We start from the raw sequence: 19,443 nt of genomic DNA, 5'->3' as shown, positions 1-19,443 counted from the left end.
TCACACAGGGGTAGTAACAGCACAAAAAACTAATTGATATAAACTCAAAGGGTGATTTTGCTATAGTTCGGAGTAACTTCCACAAGCACAGGGCAGACCAGCTTAATTTCACGCTCACCATACAACTGAGTCATGCCTTAGATTTATAATTTTTAATAACGATCAAATTACAACTCAAGAATATGATATCTAACCACCAATTGTTGATCACCACCGTTATTATAATGATGATTGCGCTTGCCAGCTGTGGACAAAAAGGCCCTCTACAACATCCACCTGAAAATTCCATGGATCAATCACAACAGGAAGATTCATGATTCTCCAATTTACTAAAATGCATGGATTGGGAAATGACTTCGTCATAATCGATGCAGTCAACCAACAGGCATCCCTCTCTGAATCCTCTTGTCGTCTCATCGCCGACAGACGCTTTGGTATTGGCTGTGACCAGATTTTATTGGTAGAGCCGGCTAAACTACCCAACACCGACTTTCACTACCGAATCTTCAATGCAGATGGCAGCGAAGCCGGTGCCTGTGGAAATGGCGCTCGCTGTTTTGCTAAATTTGTAAGAAGACACAAGTTGAGTGACCAACAGACCTTAAGGGTTAGCACTTCCAGTGGAATAATCGTATTACATCATCTGGATAACGGTATGGTTGAGGTCGATATGGGAGAACCCCAATTCGAGCCGCAAGCAATACCTTTCATATCTGATAAACGAACTGATCAATACAGTCTGGATGTTGCTGGTGAAGAGCATACAATCAGCGCTGTTTCCATGGGCAACCCCCATGCTGTGTTACTTGTCGCTGATTGTGATTTTGCCCCTGTTGAATCACTTGGCCCATTGATTGAACGGCATGAGCGCTTTCCCGAGCGCACAAATGTCGGCTTTCTTCAGGTAGTCAACCCAGGAGAGGTCAGACTACGGGTTTTCGAGCGTGGTGCCGGTGAAACACTGGCCTGTGGTAGCGGTGCCTGTGCAGCTGTCGCAGTGGGACGTCAACTTGGACTACTTGAAGAACAGGTCGTTGTACACCTACCTGGTGGCGATCTTGTGATAGAGTGGGCTGCGGAAGGCCAAACCGTACTCATGAGAGGTCCCGCAGAGACTGTGTATGAAGGAGCCATTGAGCTATGAACCATAAAGCCCCAAACGACAACATCAAGGATGATGGCACTGATCAGCAAATCGCAGACTATTTAGGCGAAAACCCTGGTTTTTTTTCGCGTTATCCCGAAATTCTCGGACAAATGGTTATACCCCATGAGAGCGGTGCAGCTGTCTCCCTGATTGAGCGTCAGGTTGATGCCCTCAGAAAACAGTTAAAGGAGACCCAACAACAGTTATCTGAGCTTGTCGAAGTTGCAAGATCCAATGATCAGCTGCAGGCGCGTATGCACCGCCTGACACTGGAGCTGATCGATGCTGCAACATTTGATGAAGTTTTGAATGCGCTGGAGGATGAACTGCATGACGACTTCAAGGCTGATGCCGTAGAGCTACGACTCTTCTCTTCAAGCCATATCGATGATCACCTTGAAGATTCACTTGAAACTCAGATCGCCACATTTGAACAGTTTTTCACTCAGAACCAACCTATTTGCGGGAAGATGGATCAGCAACAGCTGGACTATATCTTTGGCACAGAGGGTGATCGTATTGCGTCAACCGCCCTGATACCCTTAAAAAGTGACGGTGTACTCGGGCTCCTGGCCATAGGCAGCTGTGACCCGAATCGTTTCGCTCCCGACCATGGCACAGAGTTCCTTACCCGGCTTGGTGAGATCATCAGCAGAACGCTGCAGGCCGTCTCTCTCCCCGGAATATAGGTCGTCATGTCAAAATCGGCAGCCCACCCTATTCAGCTCTGGGTTGACCGGTTCCTCGACTATCTAGTCCACGAACGCCGCCTCTCACCCCGGACCCATGAAAGTTATGCCCGTGATCTGAAAGCAGCGACAGCTTGGCTGGAGCAGCAGCAGATCCCTGGCTGGAACAAACTCAGCCAGCAGCAGCTAAGACACTATATAGCCGGCCGACATCGCCAGGGTTTTTCGCCGAAGAGTCTGCATCGGGAGCTCTCCACTCTCCGCTCACTTTTTAACTATCTGATCCGTGAAAATCTTGCTCAGTCCAATCCGGCGCTTGGCGTCCGGGCGCCAAAGGTACGCCGGAAACTACCGGTAACCATGGATGTGGATCAGCTCAACCAGCTACTCGACATCGACGACGATTCCCCCACAGGACTGAGAGATCGAGCAATCATGGAGCTATTCTACTCATCCGGATTGCGCCTTGCCGAATTGATTGCTCTGGATATTGCCCATATCGATCTGTCTGAACAGATCGTGGAGGTCACCGGCAAAGGGAATAAAACCCGTCTGCTTCCAGTGGGCAAGCAGGCCAAACAAGCGATCACCGCCTGGCTCAAGGTACGTGGACAATTGGCGGAGCAGGATGAAACCGCACTGTTTGTCGGTGTACGGGGGAAGCGTATCAGTCGCAGCACCATCCAGAAGCAGCTGCATCAGTGGTCGATAGACCAGGGCGCACCCCGCAATGTCCATCCCCATCTGCTGCGTCACTCATTCGCCAGCCACCTGCTGGAATCCTCAGGAGATCTGCGAGCCGTTCAGGAGCTCCTGGGTCACGCCAATATCAGCACCACCCAGATCTACACCCATCTCGACTTTCAACACCTTGCTGAGGTCTATGACAAGGCTCATCCCAGAGCGAAAAAAAAGCCTGAGTGATCTATAAGGCAGCAATATATTAAATTTAGAGAGCCTATCCCTTTTGAGATAGTTTGAACCATTTCTGGTTAAATTATCTACTTCGGCACAACCTGGCCATAACTGATTTTACCGTCCTGTATCACAATACCTAACTTACTCAATCCTTTTAAATCACGTTGCTTGGTTTTATCTGTTAGCTTCACATAAAGTGCCTGGTACCAGGGTGCCTTTCTTAGATCGGTAAGCAATACGGGCTTACCAGCTGACATGATCTGACTGACGATAGCATACTGTCTAGCATTGATCGCTTTCTCATCATGAAGGCGTTTAGCTTCACTCTCAAACAGAATTTGAGCAATCAACTCATTTACACGGTCATGCAGGTCATTGATGCTTGCCAGCATGCCCTGCATGAAAAAGGCAACAAAGTCTGTGTTAGGGGCCTCCGCCTTTTTCTCTACCTCCTTTCGGGTGGTATTGAACAAAGAAAAGTAGGTGTGGATATGCTCCAGGTAGTAACGAGCCAGGGCAAAGGGCGCGTATTTATAGTCCTCGGCATGAAGAAGAACTGCCTCTAATACTCGACCTACGCGGCCATTGCCATCCCAGAAGGGGTGGATCAGTTCATAATAGAGATGTACCAGCGGAGCACGAATCAATACCGGCACCTTTCGCTCTACCAGTTGTTGGTGCCATTGAATAAGGGCCGCAAGCAACCGCTCTACATCTTTTCCGTACTGCGGAGGCTTGTAAATGCCTCCATGCTCCTGATTCCCTACCCGGGTCACCACACCCTTGGGATTATCTCTAAGCAACCCCGGCCGGTTGTATTCGTGTGGAAGCTGGTCGGTAACAGCTGAGTGGATCTGTCTGATAAATTCCACGTTCAGCTTCCAACCAGGCTTCACGGCGACCTGCAGAGCCAAGCCATAGGCATTTTTGAGATTGACAGCTCGGCGCTGCTCGATGTCCTGTACCTGGGCAGGCGTGAGATCCAGCGCCTCATCGGTCTCCTCGACAGTGAGAGTGCCACCCTCAATAGAGTTGGTGCCGAAGATACTGCTTACAACAACCTCCCTATCCAACCTGCTCGCAACCTGGGACAAGGGTGAACTTTTGAAACGCTTGTGGGCATCATCCACGCGCAGCAGTAGACTTTCCAGAGCAGCCATATCGACACCAAGCTGGAATGTAAATGGGCCGAAACGGTCGGTTTCCACCCTGACGTGGGGATCGTTGCCCTCTGTCACGAATAAAGTCCCAAAAAATGTCCGTTACAAATAAATGATATTTACTCTAAATATCTGATAGTTACAGAATTATAGCACAAGATAGTGTCGCATTTTATGTCCAGTCAGCATACTGAGTGGACAGCACATCTACTGAGTGCGAACCGCATCAATAACGAATGGATGGTTCACGTACATCAATGATGCGGTTCGTACCTCACCACATCTACGTAATATGCTTTTTCGCACGTTACGAGTTGCTGCGTTGTGATCCTTGAGAATAGAACAACCATTCTAATTCGGCTCACGCAGAGGGTATAAGCAGTTCGTAGAGGTGCCCTTAATACTCTATTGTGCTGCAGTAGCTAGATTACTGATTTCCATTTCAAACTCATCAGCCAAGTATTGTGGAGTAATCAACTTCAACATTCCGTTTTTTACACTTTCTTTCAGTAAAGATAAATTATCTTTTTCAAGGCCATGCAAATCTCCTCCCAATTGACGGCCATCAACAGCATATTTATCAGGAACAAGCCAAATAACCTTTTTATTGATCAGGTCAACCACCCTTAACTGTGATGGCATTTTCACCACAACCAATCCTAAAGCGCCAGACGAGCCATAAATATCAGGAGAAAGATATTCGAAAAGATAATTATAACCTTTATCAACAAGTTCATCTCTTAACCCTTCGAATCCCTCATAATCTGGATATTTTGATAGATATTCAGCATTTGGAGGCAGTTTAACCGCCGGCATATTTTTATGGTTACCTGAGTAGTGCTGCGTATAATCCTCTACTAAACCATCCATGTAGGCATCCAGTATTCTATTGTCTTTGACTATGCTGAATAACTCATAAGCATCAAGCCCTGTATTTAGTAAAACATCATTTACGGTAACAGTTAGTTCTTTATCTGGGTTCCATAACCCACTTATATCTAGCGTTGTAGAATTGGTTTCAACCCATAACACTCTATATAGCAGCTCAAAATAGTTAACCTTCTTATTAACCATAAAAAAACTGGTTGCTACCTTTGATGACTTAAAGTCAGACAATTCTGACTCTTCCATTTTTATTTCATTTGTTACACATCCCGACATCAGGGTTATAAGAAGAATTGAAAATGCAATTATTTTTATTTTCATCTTTAATTCCTTTTATTACCTGGTTTGTAAGCATGCACCAGCAGCTTCTTTTGATTAAACACACAAACTAAGTCAATATGACTATCAATGTCATGACTTGATGTTATCTCTTGAGCCACATCAGAAGCATTCGCCTGGCCGTTTGCAACCATACTTGCTCCAAGAGGAGTGACTATGACTACACTATGATTAGTCCCATTCCCGGAGTACAACCAGTACTCTTTAGCACCGGATTTCTTAATTTTATTCGGAAGTCCTATTTTTTCTACGACACTGCTCTTACTATCTATACCAATCGCCAGATTTGCATCTTCCAACTGCGAGGATCTTTGAATCGACGAACATGCTGATAGCATAAAAATTAGTATTAATATAATTCCTGCCTTCACTAGTAAAACTCCAATTTTAACAAAAAATTAACGCAATCGAATATCTGATCAGATACTAAGAACTAATTCCTTAAATAAGCACCCACATTGGATGTTCACGGATTATATGGCCTAAGCAGAACATTGAGTTTTTACTGCCATAGAAAACAACATGTAAAATTTAACAATCCCTTAGCCTGAATCCTGTTTCAACTCCATATTTTTTCCATACCAGGAAACAGCGAACTGCTCTATGTAGTTTCTACCTCCTGATGGATCGACTACACAATTCGTGGCTATCGCCTAGACATAGTCACCAAGTTGTATCGTCACAATTAATAATAGCTTTAGGGTATTTATGTTTTTTTATAACCAGGAATGATCTGGCACATAACACAATTCCCATATATGCCAGGATCGTTGCTGTCTCAATTGAGACTAACCAATGAGAGGGGCGATTTGAGATCAAGCCATGCAGAAGCGATATACGATGATTGAGGTAACTCTAACAGCTTCAAAAGCTACCCTTTAAAGCAATATTTCATGATTTGAATGGATGCCTGAACTCTGTGTAATGATATAGTCATTCCCCCTCCCCACTTTTCACCTCCGTCCCAAATACAAAATTAGGCCTTAGCCAATAGACCACCAGCGGCAACACAGTCAAAGCAATGATCACATCCATAATCAGCGCCTCGGAGATGTAGAGACTGACCGACCATAGATTGGCAAGCTCGGTATTCATCAGCGGAATGAAACTGCCCAGCAGTACCACCATGGAGATGATGATCGCTGACCCGGTCGTCTCCAGGGTCGTCTCCAGTGCCTGTTTCCAATCTTTGCCCGAGGCGAGCATCTCCTCGCGCAGTCGGGATACCATATAGACCCCATAATCCACCCCCAAACCCATCGCGATACTCAGGGCGACCTGTACGTGGAAGGCCAGGTTGGCCGACCACTCACTGATCGAGGTCATATAGGCACCAAGTCCATATTGGGTCATCAGGGTAATAAAACAGAGACTGATCAGCAGAGAGGCTATGATCCAGGAGCGGAACATTATCAGGGTCATGATGAATACCGTCAGGGAGGTGGCGACCGGTGCATTCAGCCACTCCTTGAAAGCCACATCACGGGTCGCTTCGGTAACCCCTAAAAAGCCACCGATAGCGGCTTTATCAGGCATCGAATCCTCGGTGGTCACCAGCTGTTCAGGCTGCTCTCCATTTGCCGGAATCGTCACCCGCTCTGCCGGGCCTATACCCACAGTCAACAGTGCCATGCCCGGATCATCCTTGTGTTCATGCAGGTAGTTCTGGATGTCGCGAATGGTCTTGTGAGTCAGCTTTGGATCCATAGTGTTTACAAAGCCAACAATGATCCCCTCATCCCAGTTGCGGGTATTCACGAAAGAGTCGAGTTCTCCTGCGGCGGCACTAACCTGAAGCATGCCATTGTAGAGCGGCAGGATCGCTTTTGGGTCTGGCAGACTCCCATCCGGGCCAAGACTATAGGCATAGCGGTTTTGCTGCATATGGGCCAATCCGGGTATGGCATAGAGATTCATATGTGCCATAGGCAGAGTCCCTACAGGGGCATTCAGCATCATGTTCAGGGTTTTCACAAACTGCACATAGGAGGTGGTATAGCCGATGTGGGGATGGGCACGTAACCAATCTTCAAATGCTGAGAGGGCCTGCACGACCTCAACATTGTTGAATATGCCCTGGGGTGGGTCGAGCATCTCATCGTAGCACTGCTCAGGCCCGATCACCCGCACACCGAATTCATTCCAGGCTTCCAGACCGCAAGGTGGCAGGGCGCCGGCCTTGGAACGGATCACCATATTGGCGGTGATCACCCCAGGCATCATCTTCGATAGGGCTTGCAGATCGGAGATCGCCTCGACTTCGCCACCCTCACCCAGCAGCTCGCCCAGCAGATAGTAATCTTTGTAGGCGGCTCTGGGATAGTGAATCCCTTTTTCAACACCGGGCATGATGTCAAACTCATCCTGAATACGGGCTACTTCAGGATCATCCCGTCCCGCCTCGCCCGCCATTAAGGCACTGAAACCCTCAGCCAATCCAGTCATCCAAGCTGAACCCAGCCAAATGACGATAACTGCAGCAACGGGAATCCACTTTGATGGGCCTGTGAGGATGCCACTCAGTCCACGTGCCAATCGACGCTCCCATCCTCTTTCGTGCTTGCGGTCATGCAGTTTTGGCGGAAAACTGACCATCAACAACGGGATTAAAGTGGTGGTGGTCAAAATCAGCGTGGACATGCCGAAAATACCGAAATAGGCGTATGCCTTATAGAATGAGATATCGATAAATGAGATAGCAAAAAAACCGTGAAGATCCGTTCCAATCGAGAGTGCAGCAGGCACCACGGTATGCCTGATTGCTGTAAACGCCGCCTGCTCCGGATCCTGGGTGACCTGAAGCTCCTGCATGAAACGACGGGTAATCTGTATCGAATGACCGATACCGATCGCCAGCAATAACATCGGCGTCAACGCCATCATTGTAGTCAGCTTGAACTGGGTAAATCCCATCAGACCCAGAGTCAGAATAATGGTCATGCCGACCCCAATCAGCGGCAGGAGAGCACAGCTCCAATGACGAAACTCATACCAGAGCACCAGCAGTATGATCAGAATCGAGATGCCGAAAAGCCAGGCTTTGTCCCACAACTCCTCCACCATCGATGCGAGAAAATAGGGCTCTCCTGAGATAAAAAACTCGACCCTATCCCCATACCTGGCCCGATAATCCGCCATCAACTCCCTGACTTGCCCAATCCACTGCAGATGGTGATCTTTCAGCTGATTACTGAAATCACCGATGATAAAAGTGCCTGTGGCAATACATCGTCGGTGTACCTTGTGGATAGAGGCATTGGTGATCAATCCATCGGAACCGGTAATCTCACACTTTTCTCCAGCACTGTCCTGGTAATAGACCAGCAGTGGCTCCAGGACGATATGTTTCTCCAGGCCGATACGGAGATACTGAAGCTGTAAATGCTGTTGCAGCGGATCATCTGAAATACCATTGGCGGGTAGCAGGCGGCTAAAATCGAGACTGCCATTTTCTGTGATGCCCAGGTTGCGCAGCTTGGGTGATGGCAGACCGACAAAATTGGCCACATTTGCGTAGGGCAAGGCGCTGACATCACGATAGAACGCCTCAACCATACGGATAAACCAGGGCTGATAGATATCCCCCTGCTTCAATTTCAAGCCCCAGACCATCAGGTTACCCATGCCGTAGGCGTGATCACTGTAGAGATTGGTGGCGATATAGCGGTTACTGAGTGGTAACAGAGAGTCAGGATCATTGCGCAGATTGACCTGATTGACATAGAACAGCGCAACCAGCGTGGCTGCAAACAGTAGCAGAATCGTCAAACGGCGATGTCTGAGTACGAATCTCGCGTAGTCCGCAGCGTAATCCCGCTTCTCACCCTTCATTGAGTATCTTTCCTGATACTGCCATCGGACCATGAGTCAGAGAGCAACCCTTTAGCGATGAGTCGCCTTTTACTTGCCATAATTTCTTAGCGTCTCTTCCGACCAATAACTGTCGTCAAGTTCAACATTCAGGGATATGGTACTGCGAGGTACAAAGACCATGCTGTCTTTACCATCTCCATGACTGATGGCATAGATGTAACGGGGATAGGTGATGCGTGGATCTGATTGATCAAGGGATTGCCAGTCGACTGAAACCGTTTTGATCTTCTCACCATCCTTATAATAGACCGTACGATAGGGGGCGTAAGTGCGCTGGTCGATCTCAGTGAGATGGTAGTCGTACCACCAGTTTTTAAACTTGGTGGTACTCTTCAGCAGATAGACCGCTTTACCGATATGGGCACACTGGGGCCCTGGTAGAGTGAGTGTATGGCGGCTCTTCTCCGACCTTTCCAGCCTCATCGCTTCAAGGCACGCCTCGATCTTGCCCACACCAAGCAGCTCATGCACTTCATCATCAGGGGTGCGCAGCACCAGTTCGCCATAGGTGAGATTGGTTCCGAACCAGACATCTTCATGTGATGGCTCATTGATGCGCCTGATTTTTCTCAATGCAGGAAGCCACATAGAAATGGTCGAACCCCGTTCAGGGTCGGAGTAACGGGTTAACAACACCCCGGTACCCTTGGTTTTACCTGAAGTCAGAATTGCCATCTGTTGAGATTTTATCGCAGCATCATCGGGGCTGTTGTTGAGATAGGTTTCAAAGGTCTGAACCCCAGGTTTTCGACCTTGGGTGCGCATCTCCAGGGGCGCCCTGTTGACCACTACGGCCACATCACGCCCCTTGCGACGACTGATGGCATTGTCCAGCAAACCGCCATGTGCCGATGTATAGACCTGTTGTGCGATTTCATAGGCATCAGGCAGATTCTGGGGATCACCGGGCATAGCCGCGGCCATCAAACCATAAGAGATCAGCCAGAGCAGGCCTGTCAGTAAGAAATATGGGGGCTTTCGAAACATACCAATGACTCTGCCACGGATGACAGAGGCACACAAGCGAGTGATATCCCTAATAAACATTCCCTGTTCTCCAACCAACACAATCCTATACGCATCCGCTATTGAGAATTACTGGACCATCAGCTCCAACACTCTTCCCTGTAATCCTTCCTCTTCACTGACAGGGGCAAATATCATCAATTGCAGCAGGTGACACAATGAGCAATGACAATCCACATCAAGTTTTTAACACAGCCGATTTTTCACCAGCCCCGCCCTCAGGTACAATCGCCGCCTTATTATTGAATCTTTCAGGATTGAAGTGGAAAATTTTAGAGGCACAACAATTCTTTCTGTGCGGCGCAACGGCAAAGTCGTCATTGGCGGCGATGGCCAGGTCTCCCTGGGCAATACCGTGATGAAGGGTAATGCCCGAAAAGTACGCCAGCTGCACAAAGGCAATGTGATCGCCGGTTTCGCCGGAGCCACAGCAGACGCCTTTACGCTGTTTGAGCGCTTTGAAGGTAAACTTGAAAAGCATCAGGGACACCTGACCCGAGCCGCTGTTGAGATGGCCAAAGACTGGAGAACCGATCGGGCGCTGCGCCGGCTGGAAGCACTGCTTTGTGTAGCAGATGCCAAAGCCTCTTTGATCATCTCCGGTACCGGAGATGTGATAGAGCCTGAGCATAATCTGATGGCGATTGGCTCTGGTGGCAGTTTTGCCCAGGCAGCAGCCCGTGCGTTACTGGATAATACGGAACTCAGCGCCCGCGAAATCGTCGAAAAGGGGCTTGGTATCGCTGCCGACATCTGCATCTATACCAATCACAACCGGGTACTGGAAGAGCTGGACAGCGAAACCTGAACCAATTAACCCTATGCAAAGAACAGTCTGCTGTGCAGAACAGCACCATGCCCTGAAATCGCCCTCTCAGTAAGCAGAGAAAGCGCGTCAGGGATAGTGAGTTGAAGCTGCACCAGACAGTTTTAGATTCCAACGTGTAATGGCTGGGTCGAAGATGTTTAAAAACATCAGACGCGAGCCAGACATAGAGTAAACAGGCCATAATTCATGTCGCAAATCACACCCCAACAGATTGTTGCCGAGCTGAACAAACATATCATCGGTCAGAAAGATGCCAAAAGAGCTGTCGCCATTGCATTACGCAATCGCTGGCGTCGGGCACAGGTCGATGAATCTCTACGCAATGAGATAACACCAAAAAATATTCTGATGATTGGACCGACCGGTGTCGGTAAGACCGAAATTGCCCGTCGTCTGGCAAAACTGGCGAACGCTCCATTCATAAAGGTTGAAGCGACTAAGTTCACCGAAGTGGGCTATGTAGGCCGGGAAGTGGATTCGATCATCCGGGATCTTGCTGATTCTGCAGTCAAAATGGTTCGCGAAGGTGAGATGGCCAAAGTCTCAGAAGAGGCGAGCCTGGCAACAGAGGAGCGAATTCTCGATGCGCTTCTGCCGGCCCCAAAAGCGAGCGGATGGGATGAGACTGAAACCAGCAGCACGGTCTCCAGCTCCACCCGGGAGAAGTTCAGAGAGAAGCTGCGTGCCGGCTTAATGGACGACAAAGAGATCGAAATCGAGGTCAATACCACACCTGTAGGTGTTGAAATCATGGCGCCTCCCGGCATGGAAGAGATGACCAGTCAGTTGCAGGGGATGTTTCAGAACCTCGGCACAGGACGCACCAGGCGTCGTAAACTGCGTATCAAAGATGCCTATAAGGTGCTCAATGACGAAGAGGCATCGAAGCGCATCAACGAAGAGGATCTCAAGCTGCGCGCCCTGGAAACCGTGGAGCAGCATGGCATCGTCTTTATCGATGAACTGGACAAAGTTACCAGCCGCGCCGAGACCAGCGGAGCAGACGTATCCCGGGAAGGGGTTCAACGTGATCTGCTGCCCCTTGTTGAGGGGTGTACCGTCTCCACCAAACACGGCATGGTTAAAACCGACCATATCCTCTTTATCGCTTCCGGGGCTTTTCATCTCACCAAGCCTTCTGACCTGATACCAGAACTGCAGGGGCGCTTGCCGATCCGGGTAGAACTCTCTGCATTGAGTACTGAGGACTTCACCCGCATCCTGACCGAACCCGACGCCTCATTGACCGAGCAGTACCAGGCCCTGCTGGGCACAGAAAATGTAGACCTGGCGTTTACCGATGATGGTATCAAGCGTATAGCTGAAACGGCCTGGATGGTAAATGAGAGAACAGAGAATATTGGTGCACGCCGCCTGCATACGGTGATGGAACGGCTACTGGAGAGCATCTCTTTTGAGGCCTCTGAACAGAGTGGCACTGCCATCTCCATCGACGCAGCCTATGTCGACAGCCAGTTATCTCAACTGGCAGCAGACGAAGACCTGAGTCAATATATTCTCTAACTACAACAAACCCTGTTAACAGCCTGCAAATGGTTTGTGATAACCGATATAAAGTTGCTGCCGTGGGTTTTACCCAAGTATCAACCATCGACTAACGAGAGAAAATCATGTCACACCCCAATCCGACAGAGATCCACCTGCATAAGCAGTCCCGTGTACTGGAAATCAGCTTCGATGACGGGAGTAAATACAGCTATCCCGCTGAGTATCTGCGCGTATTCTCGCCCTCCGCAGAGGTTCAGGGCCATGGTCCAGGTCAAGAAGTGTTGCAGGTTGGCAAGGAAGAGGTGAATATTGCCCATATTGAACCTGTGGGAAATTACGCCATCTGCCTGCACTTTGATGATGAGCATAATACCGGCATCTACTCCTGGGATACCTTGTATCAGCTGGGCGCTCATTTTGAGCAGAATTGGCAGGAGTACCTGCAGCGTCTGAGTAGCGCAGGTTATGAGAGAAAGGAACCATCGGCCTAGCGGGCCAGGTGGTAAATTTCGCTAACACTCAGAGTCAGACTGGGTTAAGCCATTCATGGTAAATACCGTGAATTAGGGGCAAGTTGCAGCGCCCTTGGATCGAAACAACAGGTGATGCCATGAAGGATGAAAAGACAACACATTTCGGATATCAGGATGTCCCTGTCGGCGAAAAGGCCGGCCGGGTTCGTGAGGTCTTTGATTCGGTTGCCAACAAGTATGATTTGATGAACGACTTGATGTCGTTCGGTGTACACCGAATCTGGAAGCGCCACACTATCGAACTCTCCGGAGTACGCAAAGGTCAGCGGGTTCTCGATCTGGCTGCAGGTACTGGAGACCTCTCTGCCCGCTTCAGTGGCCTGGTAGGGAGTGATGGGGAGGTAGTCTTCTCAGATATCAATGCCGCCATGTTGGGCCAGGGCAGAGATCGAATGATCGATGAAGGACGGGTTGCCAATGTCCGCTATGTTCAGGCGGATGCCCAACATCTGCCCTTTCCAGACGACCATTTTGATTGTGTCACCATCGGCTTTGGACTACGCAATGTCACCGACAAGCAGTTGGCCCTAAACGATATCTTCAGAGTACTAAAGCCTGGCGGGCGTCTGCTGGTGTTGGAATTCTCCAAACCGGTGCATAAGCCACTGCAGAAAATCTACGATCTATACTCATTCAGCCTACTACCGAAAATCGGAAAACTGGTCACTCAGGATGAAGAGAGCTACCGCTACCTGGCGGAATCTATTCGTATGCACCCCGACCAGGAGACCCTCAAAGGGATGCTGGAACACGCCGGTTTTGATCGCTGCGACTACTTCAATCTGACTGGTGGCGTAGTTGCCATACATCGTGGATACAAAATTTGACAGAGTTGAGCATACGCCTTCTATTTACGGAAGAATCGCCATGACCATCAGTGCTGCCATCATCACCAGCCTGGAGCAACTACTCAACCAGGCCATTAAGCTTGATCCTGAGAGCCCAACCCGACTGGCGCCAATCCAGGGTAGCGTCATACAGCTGGATATTGTCGGACTGGGTATATCAATCTACCTGATACCTGAGCCACAGGGTTTTCAGCTCTTGAGTTACTACGAAGGTGAACCCGATTGCCTGCTGCGAGGCACGCTGCTGGATCTTGCCTCCATGCGCCATGATCGTAGCAGTACAGAGCAGCTGTTTAACGGATCAGTCACCATTGAAGGTGATACCGCCCTGGCACAGCGTTTCGGTGAATTCTTCAGTGCGCTCGATATCGACTGGGAGGAGCAACTCTCTCGTCTCACCGGTGATATAGCCGCTCATGAGATCGGCAATATGGTGCGTGGCGCGGTAGACTGGGGAAAACAGGTCAAGCAGACAGCCTCACTCAATCTTAAAGAGTATCTGGAAGAGGAGCTGCGACTGTTACCTGGGCAATATGAGATCGAACCCTTTCTCAATGAAGTGGATCGGCTGCGGGATGATGTGGAACGGCTTGAAGCTCGAATTAAAAGGCTGCGCCAATCTGATGACAACGAGGATAAGCGTTCGTGATTCGCCCTTCTCAAGCCATTCGGCTGATACACATTAATCTAGTACTACTGAGACATGGTCTGGATGAGGTAATTCTCGCCACCCATCTTTTCCGGCCGATTCGTTTTCTGATCTACCTCTCCCCCTGGTATTGGTTTCGTAAAGACAGGGGAAGTTACCCTGTTCGAATTCGTCGCGCGCTAGAAGATCTTGGCCCCATCTTTGTAAAATTTGGACAGATCCTCTCCACCCGGCGCGACCTGCTTCCTGATGACCTGGCGAATGAACTCACAAAACTGCAGGATCGGGTACCCCCCTTCCCCGGCTCCCAGGCCAGAAAAATAATTGATAAGGCGTTCGGACAATCCATCGATGAACTGCTTGAAGCCTTTGACGAGTCACCCCTCGCTTCAGCATCCATTGCCCAGGTACATACTGCACAACTCAAGGATGGGCGCAAAGTCGTAGTCAAGGTACTTCGCCCAAATATCGAAAAGACCATACGCCGTGATGTAGATCTGCTATTTACAATTGCCCATCTCGCTGAGAAATATTGGAAAGAGGGTCGCCGACTGAGGCCTGTTGAGGTCGTTCAGGAGTATGAGAAGACTATTTTCGATGAATTGGATCTGATGCGTGAAGCGGCAAATGCCTCCCAGCTACGACGTAACTTTCTTGATAGCTATGCCCTCTACGTGCCGGAAGTCTACTGGGATCTGACCCGGAAAAACGTCTTCGTCATGGAGCGTATCAGTGGCACACCCGTGGGAGATATCAAGGCGCTGAAGTCCCAGGGTATCAGCATGAAACTGCTTGGGGAGCGAGGCGTGGAGATATTCTTCACGCAGGTTTTCGAATACAACTTCTTCCATGCCGATATGCACCCCGGCAATATTTTTGTAGAGCCCGATGGACGCTACGTTGCCGTTGATTTCGGCATCATGGGCACCCTCACAGAAGAGGACAAACGCTACCTGGCAGAGAATCTGCTCGCCTTTTTCAACCGTGACTACAAGCGGGTCGCCCAGCTTCATGTAGCCTCCGGCTGGGTACCTAAAGATACGCGTGTGGAAGAGTTCGAGTCTGCCATCCGAACAGTCAGTGAACCGATCTTTGAAAAGCCCTTGAGTGAGATCTCCTTCGGCCATTTCCTGCTACGCCTGTTTCAGACAGCGCGAAGATTCGATATGGAGGTCCAGCCCCAGCTGGTGCTGTTGCAGAAAACCTTGTTGAATATCGAAGGTCTGGGCAGACAGCTCTACCCGGAACTCGATCTATGGACCACTGCCAAGCCCTTCCTTGAGCGCTGGATGAGCGAACAGATAGGCCGCCGGGCCTTCGTCAGCAAGCTCAAAAAGAACCTGCCGCTATTCGCTGAGAATCTCCCAGACCTGCCGAATAAAATTAATAAGATCATCGATGATGCTGCAGCGGGCCAACTGACACTACAGTGGCAATCGGACGATCTGAAAAAGCTGCAAAAGCAGATGCAGCGCAACCATCTGAATACAGTCACCACCATATCCGGCAGCACCATGTTGCTCAGCGGCTCACTACTACTGGTGTTCGGTAGTGGGGGCCTGATTCCAGTCACTGTAGCCACAGCGCTCGGTATTGGACTGGGAACCGGTGGAGGCTTACTGCTCTTGAAAAGCTGGTTCAGCGCCTCAGGATAGGCTCTATTTTGTAGCATGATGCCTGTATCAGGTTATCTGCTTCCCTTGGCGTGGTAAGAAAATTGATCCATGATTAGAGATATAGCCAAGAAGTACGGGAGACGAATATGAATGAGACCCCCCAAGATACTCTGAAAAGGATGGCAAAAGCCTATGACAAGATGTTGCAAGAGGTTCATGAAGCAGTTGAGTCGGCCCGGGAAAACGCCCTCCCCGGCTTAAAAGACTATCTGGAGGATGCCCGGGAAAAGCTTATCGAACTAGGTGAATTGAGCAGAGAAGAGGCAGACAAGGTCTCCACCTATGTTGAGCGGGATATGAAAGACGCTGCCAGTTATCTACTCGAAACTGGCGAGCAACTTTCTGCCTGGTGGCGATTTGACGTCCAGCTAGTGGAAGAGCGCATGCTGGAGATGTTCACCAGCGTAGCCGACCAGACCAAGTTAGAGCTGGCAAAACTGGCACAGCGGGCCAACAACGCATCCCTCTACCATACCGGCGAAGTGACAGGCCCTGGCACACTGGTCTGCAGCCAATGCGGTAAAGAGATGCATTTCAAGAAGACAGGACACATCCCGCCCTGCTCAGGATGCAAAGGCACTAATTTTCAACGCTCTTCCAGCTAGCGAGGATTGGTCAAGCAGACTGGTTGTAGGGTGCGGCCCTGCCGCACCATCAGGGTGAGAATTCACTAAAAATCCCGGATAGTTTGTTCATTACCAGCAGCGTCTCTACACCGACTTTTTAGGTGGTTTTGGTTTTAGTTGGACATGGTGCGGCAGGGCCGCACCCTACAGGTGAATTTATTTCGGGAGTCATCACGATTCAGTTTTGCCCCCCCCGGCGAGTCACTCTCCTCGTTGAATACAGCAGCCCGTAGCCTGGATGAAGTGCAACGGAATCCGGGAGAACACTGCACCAATCTTCCCGGATTGCTACACCGACTCGTTAGGTGGTTTGGTTTCAGCTGTACATGGTGCGGCAGGGCCGCACCCTACGATTCATCATAACTTCTTCGATAAAAAAACTAACGGCTACTCAGCAGTTGATCTATTGGAAAGGGCCTGCAGATGCCGTAACCCTGAACAAAATCCACGCCAATCTCTCTGAGGCGTTCATGAATTTCAGCGTTCTCGACAAACTCTGCGATGGTCTCCAGCCCCATGATATGACCAATTCGATTAATAGCATCCACCATGGAGTCGTCTATCTGATTGTCGAGCATCTCTTTGACAAAGGCGCCATCTATCTTCAGATACTCCACCGGCAGATGTTTCAGATAACCAAAAGATGAGAGGCCACTGCCAAAGTCATCCAGAGCAAATTCGCAACCATAGCGCTGCAGGGTCCGCATAAAATGTTCGGCAGAGGTCAAATTGGAGATAGCTGCAGTTTCAGTAACCTCAAAGCAGAGCATGCCTGCCGGGATATCGTGCTCTTGTATTGTCTCTAGTATCCACTTTAAAAACTCATCATCACACACAGAGAGGCCCGAGAGATTAACGAAGAAACGTCGCCCTGATGCCAGACAAACTGCACGATTGCAAATGATAAAGCGGGTGACCTGATCGATTACCCAGCGATCTATTGCAGGCATCAAACCAAAGCGCTCAGCAGCGGGTATAAAGGCGCCAGGTGGGACTATTCCCGACTCTTCATCCAGCAGTCGGATCAGTACCTCCACATGCTCCCGTTTCTCATCGCCTGAGGTAACCGAAGAAATCGGCTGAACATAGAGGGTGAAGTGGTCATCCTCCAAGGCAGTTCTGATGCGGGTTACCCACTGCGCCTCGCCATGGCGTTTGGCAGCAGGGCTGTCCACCGAATCATAGATATGGATTTTGTTACGCCCCTCCTCTTTCGCAGTCTGACAGGCAATATCTGCAAATCCGAGTATCTGTTCAACACTCTGACTGTGATTATCAATGGGAATCATGCCGATACTTATGCTCTGGGCATAGGTCTTGCCAGCCCACGCGAAACGGAAACCATGCACAGCCCTGCGTATTTTCTCAGCAATGGTTTCAGCTGCTTCAACGGTACATTGGCTAAGCAGGATTGCAAACTCATCTCCGCCCAAACGGGCAAGTAGATCGCTGTTACGTATAGAGCGCTTTATCAGTGCTGCCAGTTGACGCAGAAGCTCATCACCAGCTGCATAGCCACAATTGTCGTTAACCACAATAAAGCGATCAATATCCAGGTAGAGCAGACAGTGTCTCTCCTCATCAAACACAGTCTCTTCAAGAAGGTGTGATAGTCGCCGATCAAATTCGGCGCGATTATAGAGCCGGGTTACCGGATCATGACTTGCCTGCCAGCTCAACTGGGCCGCCAGTTTCCGCGACTGACTGGTATCCTTGAACACCACAACGATACCATCTAGAGTGCCATCATCAGCCTTCAGGCGGGTAATCGTCTGTTGAATGGGGATACTCAACCCTTCACGATGGGTCAATACCAATTGACGGCACTGATCGGCCAGAATCTGCTTCAGACCAAGCATTTCGCTGGAGTGAGCTGACTCATCGTAAACCTGGTAAACATCTGTCAAAGAGCGCCCTGTGATCTGATTGCTTTGAAAGCCCGTCATACTCTCCGCAGCCAGATTGACGAATTCAACCCTGCCATTCGCAGCCAACAAAATAACCGCATCTTCCACGGAGGAGAGAATGGCACGGGTACTGTATTTAGAGAGTCTGTTGCTATTCAGTGGATCCAGTTCCTTCTGCTCAGCATTCACTTCATTGATCTGCACCAGACAATATCCTGGATGCATTACCAGTGGACGAACGCTGACCCGGATAAAACGTGTCATATCCAATTTGAAGAAATGACGGGGTGTTTGAAACTGCTTTTCGAGAGAACTGTTTTGATGCGCTTTCGATTGATCTACTGCTGCCTTCACCATGTCATTAAATCTTGGTCCGGCAAGGGAGGGAAAAAGATCTTCTATTGGCTGGGCTTCTCTTTTACGATCAGACAATCCAAAGTGACTGTTCAACCAGTTGTTCCAGATCAGAGCATGATTACCGGCATCCACCAAACAGATACCAACATCACAGGCATCGATTACCTCCTGCAAATTCAAAATAGAATCTTCAGAGAGCTGCAACCAATGACCAGTCGCTACTGAAACCTTACCTCGCACGATAGATACCCAAAAAAAATCACCAAGATATAGAAAAAGTGTAGTAGGTTAAAAACCCAGATTTAATGAGTTAATTCTCATCCCCCCAATCACTTCTTCCATGAGGATACCAGCTTCAGGTATTCATCCACCTTGGATAACATTAGGTCTGTTTTATGTAGTAATTAGTCACAGTAGAACCGAGTCGAATAGTGTTAACAGGCCCTAGCTATTTGCACACTACGACAATATC

At 49.3% G+C, this 19,443-nt stretch carries 17 protein-coding genes; 11 read left to right on the top strand and 6 right to left on the bottom strand.

The genetic code is table 11. The features are described from left to right. The first annotated feature begins 182 nt into the window (after positions 1-182). The 4 genes from lptM to xerC are packed head-to-tail and all read left to right on the top strand — an operon-like array spanning position 183 to position 2,760. Complete coding sequence (gene lptM / locus AC4IFB_RS02730) at positions 183-317, top strand: LPS translocon maturation chaperone LptM (RefSeq protein ID WP_490778627.1); 135 nt, start codon at positions 183-185, stop codon at positions 315-317. Continuing rightward, the gene (gene dapF / locus AC4IFB_RS02725) at positions 314-1,144 is read left to right on the top strand and encodes a diaminopimelate epimerase (RefSeq protein ID WP_490779322.1); all 831 of its coding nucleotides are present in this window, start codon (positions 314-316) and stop codon (positions 1,142-1,144) included. Before lptM ends, dapF begins: the two co-directional genes overlap by 4 nt. After that, entirely contained in the window at positions 1,141-1,836 is a 696-nt protein-coding gene (locus tag AC4IFB_RS02720; protein ID WP_490779321.1) for a DUF484 family protein, read from the top strand. Before dapF ends, AC4IFB_RS02720 begins: the two co-directional genes overlap by 4 nt. A 6-nt stretch (positions 1,837-1,842) precedes the next feature. Continuing rightward, positions 1,843-2,760 carry a tyrosine recombinase XerC gene (gene xerC / locus AC4IFB_RS02715; protein ID WP_490778624.1) on the top strand — a complete coding sequence of 306 codons (918 nt, stop codon included), beginning with the start codon at positions 1,843-1,845 and terminating at the stop codon, positions 2,758-2,760. Between the two features lie 77 nt (positions 2,761-2,837). On the opposite strand, the gene AC4IFB_RS02710 is transcribed toward xerC, so the two are convergent. From AC4IFB_RS02710 to AC4IFB_RS02690, 5 genes are all read right to left on the bottom strand, one after another. Next, positions 2,838-3,992, bottom strand: coding sequence for a Fic family protein (locus AC4IFB_RS02710; RefSeq protein ID WP_490778623.1), 1,155 nt, complete (start codon positions 3,990-3,992; stop codon positions 2,838-2,840). Positions 3,993-4,319: 327 nt separating this feature from the next. After that, entirely contained in the window at positions 4,320-5,120 is an 801-nt protein-coding gene (locus tag AC4IFB_RS02705) for a hypothetical protein (protein WP_490778622.1), read from the bottom strand. Between the two features lie 2 nt (positions 5,121-5,122). Further along, positions 5,123-5,437 carry a hypothetical protein gene (locus AC4IFB_RS02700; protein WP_490778621.1) on the bottom strand — a complete coding sequence of 105 codons (315 nt, stop codon included), beginning with the start codon at positions 5,435-5,437 and terminating at the stop codon, positions 5,123-5,125. 634 nt (positions 5,438-6,071) lie between these two features. Beyond that, positions 6,072-8,969 (bottom strand): efflux RND transporter permease subunit, encoded by a 2,898-nt coding sequence (locus tag AC4IFB_RS02695; RefSeq protein WP_490779320.1) that lies wholly within the window; start codon positions 8,967-8,969, stop codon positions 6,072-6,074. A gap of 69 nt (positions 8,970-9,038) precedes the next feature. Beyond that, the gene (locus AC4IFB_RS02690) at positions 9,039-10,058 is read right to left on the bottom strand and encodes an outer membrane lipoprotein-sorting protein (protein WP_490778619.1); all 1,020 of its coding nucleotides are present in this window, start codon (positions 10,056-10,058) and stop codon (positions 9,039-9,041) included. 241 nt (positions 10,059-10,299) lie between these two features. Between AC4IFB_RS02690 and hslV the strand changes: the two genes are divergently transcribed. The 7 genes from hslV to AC4IFB_RS02655 all read left to right on the top strand — a co-directional run bounded on the left by hslV (position 10,300) and on the right by AC4IFB_RS02655 (position 16,686). Then, entirely contained in the window at positions 10,300-10,845 is a 546-nt protein-coding gene (gene hslV / locus AC4IFB_RS02685) for an ATP-dependent protease subunit HslV (protein WP_490778618.1), read from the top strand. 207 nt (positions 10,846-11,052) lie between these two features. Further along, positions 11,053-12,390, top strand: coding sequence for an ATP-dependent protease ATPase subunit HslU (gene hslU / locus AC4IFB_RS02680; RefSeq protein ID WP_490779319.1), 1,338 nt, complete (start codon positions 11,053-11,055; stop codon positions 12,388-12,390). Between the two features lie 107 nt (positions 12,391-12,497). Then, positions 12,498-12,866: a gamma-butyrobetaine hydroxylase family protein gene (locus AC4IFB_RS02675; protein WP_490778616.1), complete on the top strand. Its 369-nt coding sequence runs from the start codon at positions 12,498-12,500 to the stop codon at positions 12,864-12,866. A gap of 119 nt (positions 12,867-12,985) precedes the next feature. After that, positions 12,986-13,735 (top strand): bifunctional demethylmenaquinone methyltransferase/2-methoxy-6-polyprenyl-1,4-benzoquinol methylase UbiE, encoded by a 750-nt coding sequence (gene ubiE / locus AC4IFB_RS02670; RefSeq protein WP_490778615.1) that lies wholly within the window; start codon positions 12,986-12,988, stop codon positions 13,733-13,735. A 40-nt stretch (positions 13,736-13,775) separates the two neighbouring features. Continuing rightward, entirely contained in the window at positions 13,776-14,405 is a 630-nt protein-coding gene (locus AC4IFB_RS02665; protein ID WP_490778614.1) for a ubiquinone biosynthesis accessory factor UbiJ, read from the top strand. Then, positions 14,402-16,060 carry a ubiquinone biosynthesis regulatory protein kinase UbiB gene (ubiB, locus tag AC4IFB_RS02660; protein WP_490779318.1) on the top strand — a complete coding sequence of 553 codons (1,659 nt, stop codon included), beginning with the start codon at positions 14,402-14,404 and terminating at the stop codon, positions 16,058-16,060. Before AC4IFB_RS02665 ends, ubiB begins: the two co-directional genes overlap by 4 nt. Positions 16,061-16,167: 107 nt before the next feature. Further along, a complete protein-coding gene (locus tag AC4IFB_RS02655; RefSeq protein WP_490779317.1) occupies positions 16,168-16,686 on the top strand; it encodes a zinc ribbon-containing protein in 519 nt (172 codons plus the stop codon). A gap of 401 nt (positions 16,687-17,087) precedes the next feature. On the opposite strand, the gene AC4IFB_RS02650 is transcribed toward AC4IFB_RS02655, so the two are convergent. Continuing rightward, positions 17,088-19,211, bottom strand: coding sequence for an EAL domain-containing protein (locus AC4IFB_RS02650; protein ID WP_490779316.1), 2,124 nt, complete (start codon positions 19,209-19,211; stop codon positions 17,088-17,090). Positions 19,212-19,443: the final 232 nt, after the last annotated feature.

It is taken from the genome of Candidatus Thiodiazotropha sp. AKIB8 (assembly GCF_058244675.1).
The sequence above is the reverse complement of the archived record's forward strand: the minus strand, read 5'-3'. Positions and strand labels throughout refer to the sequence as shown.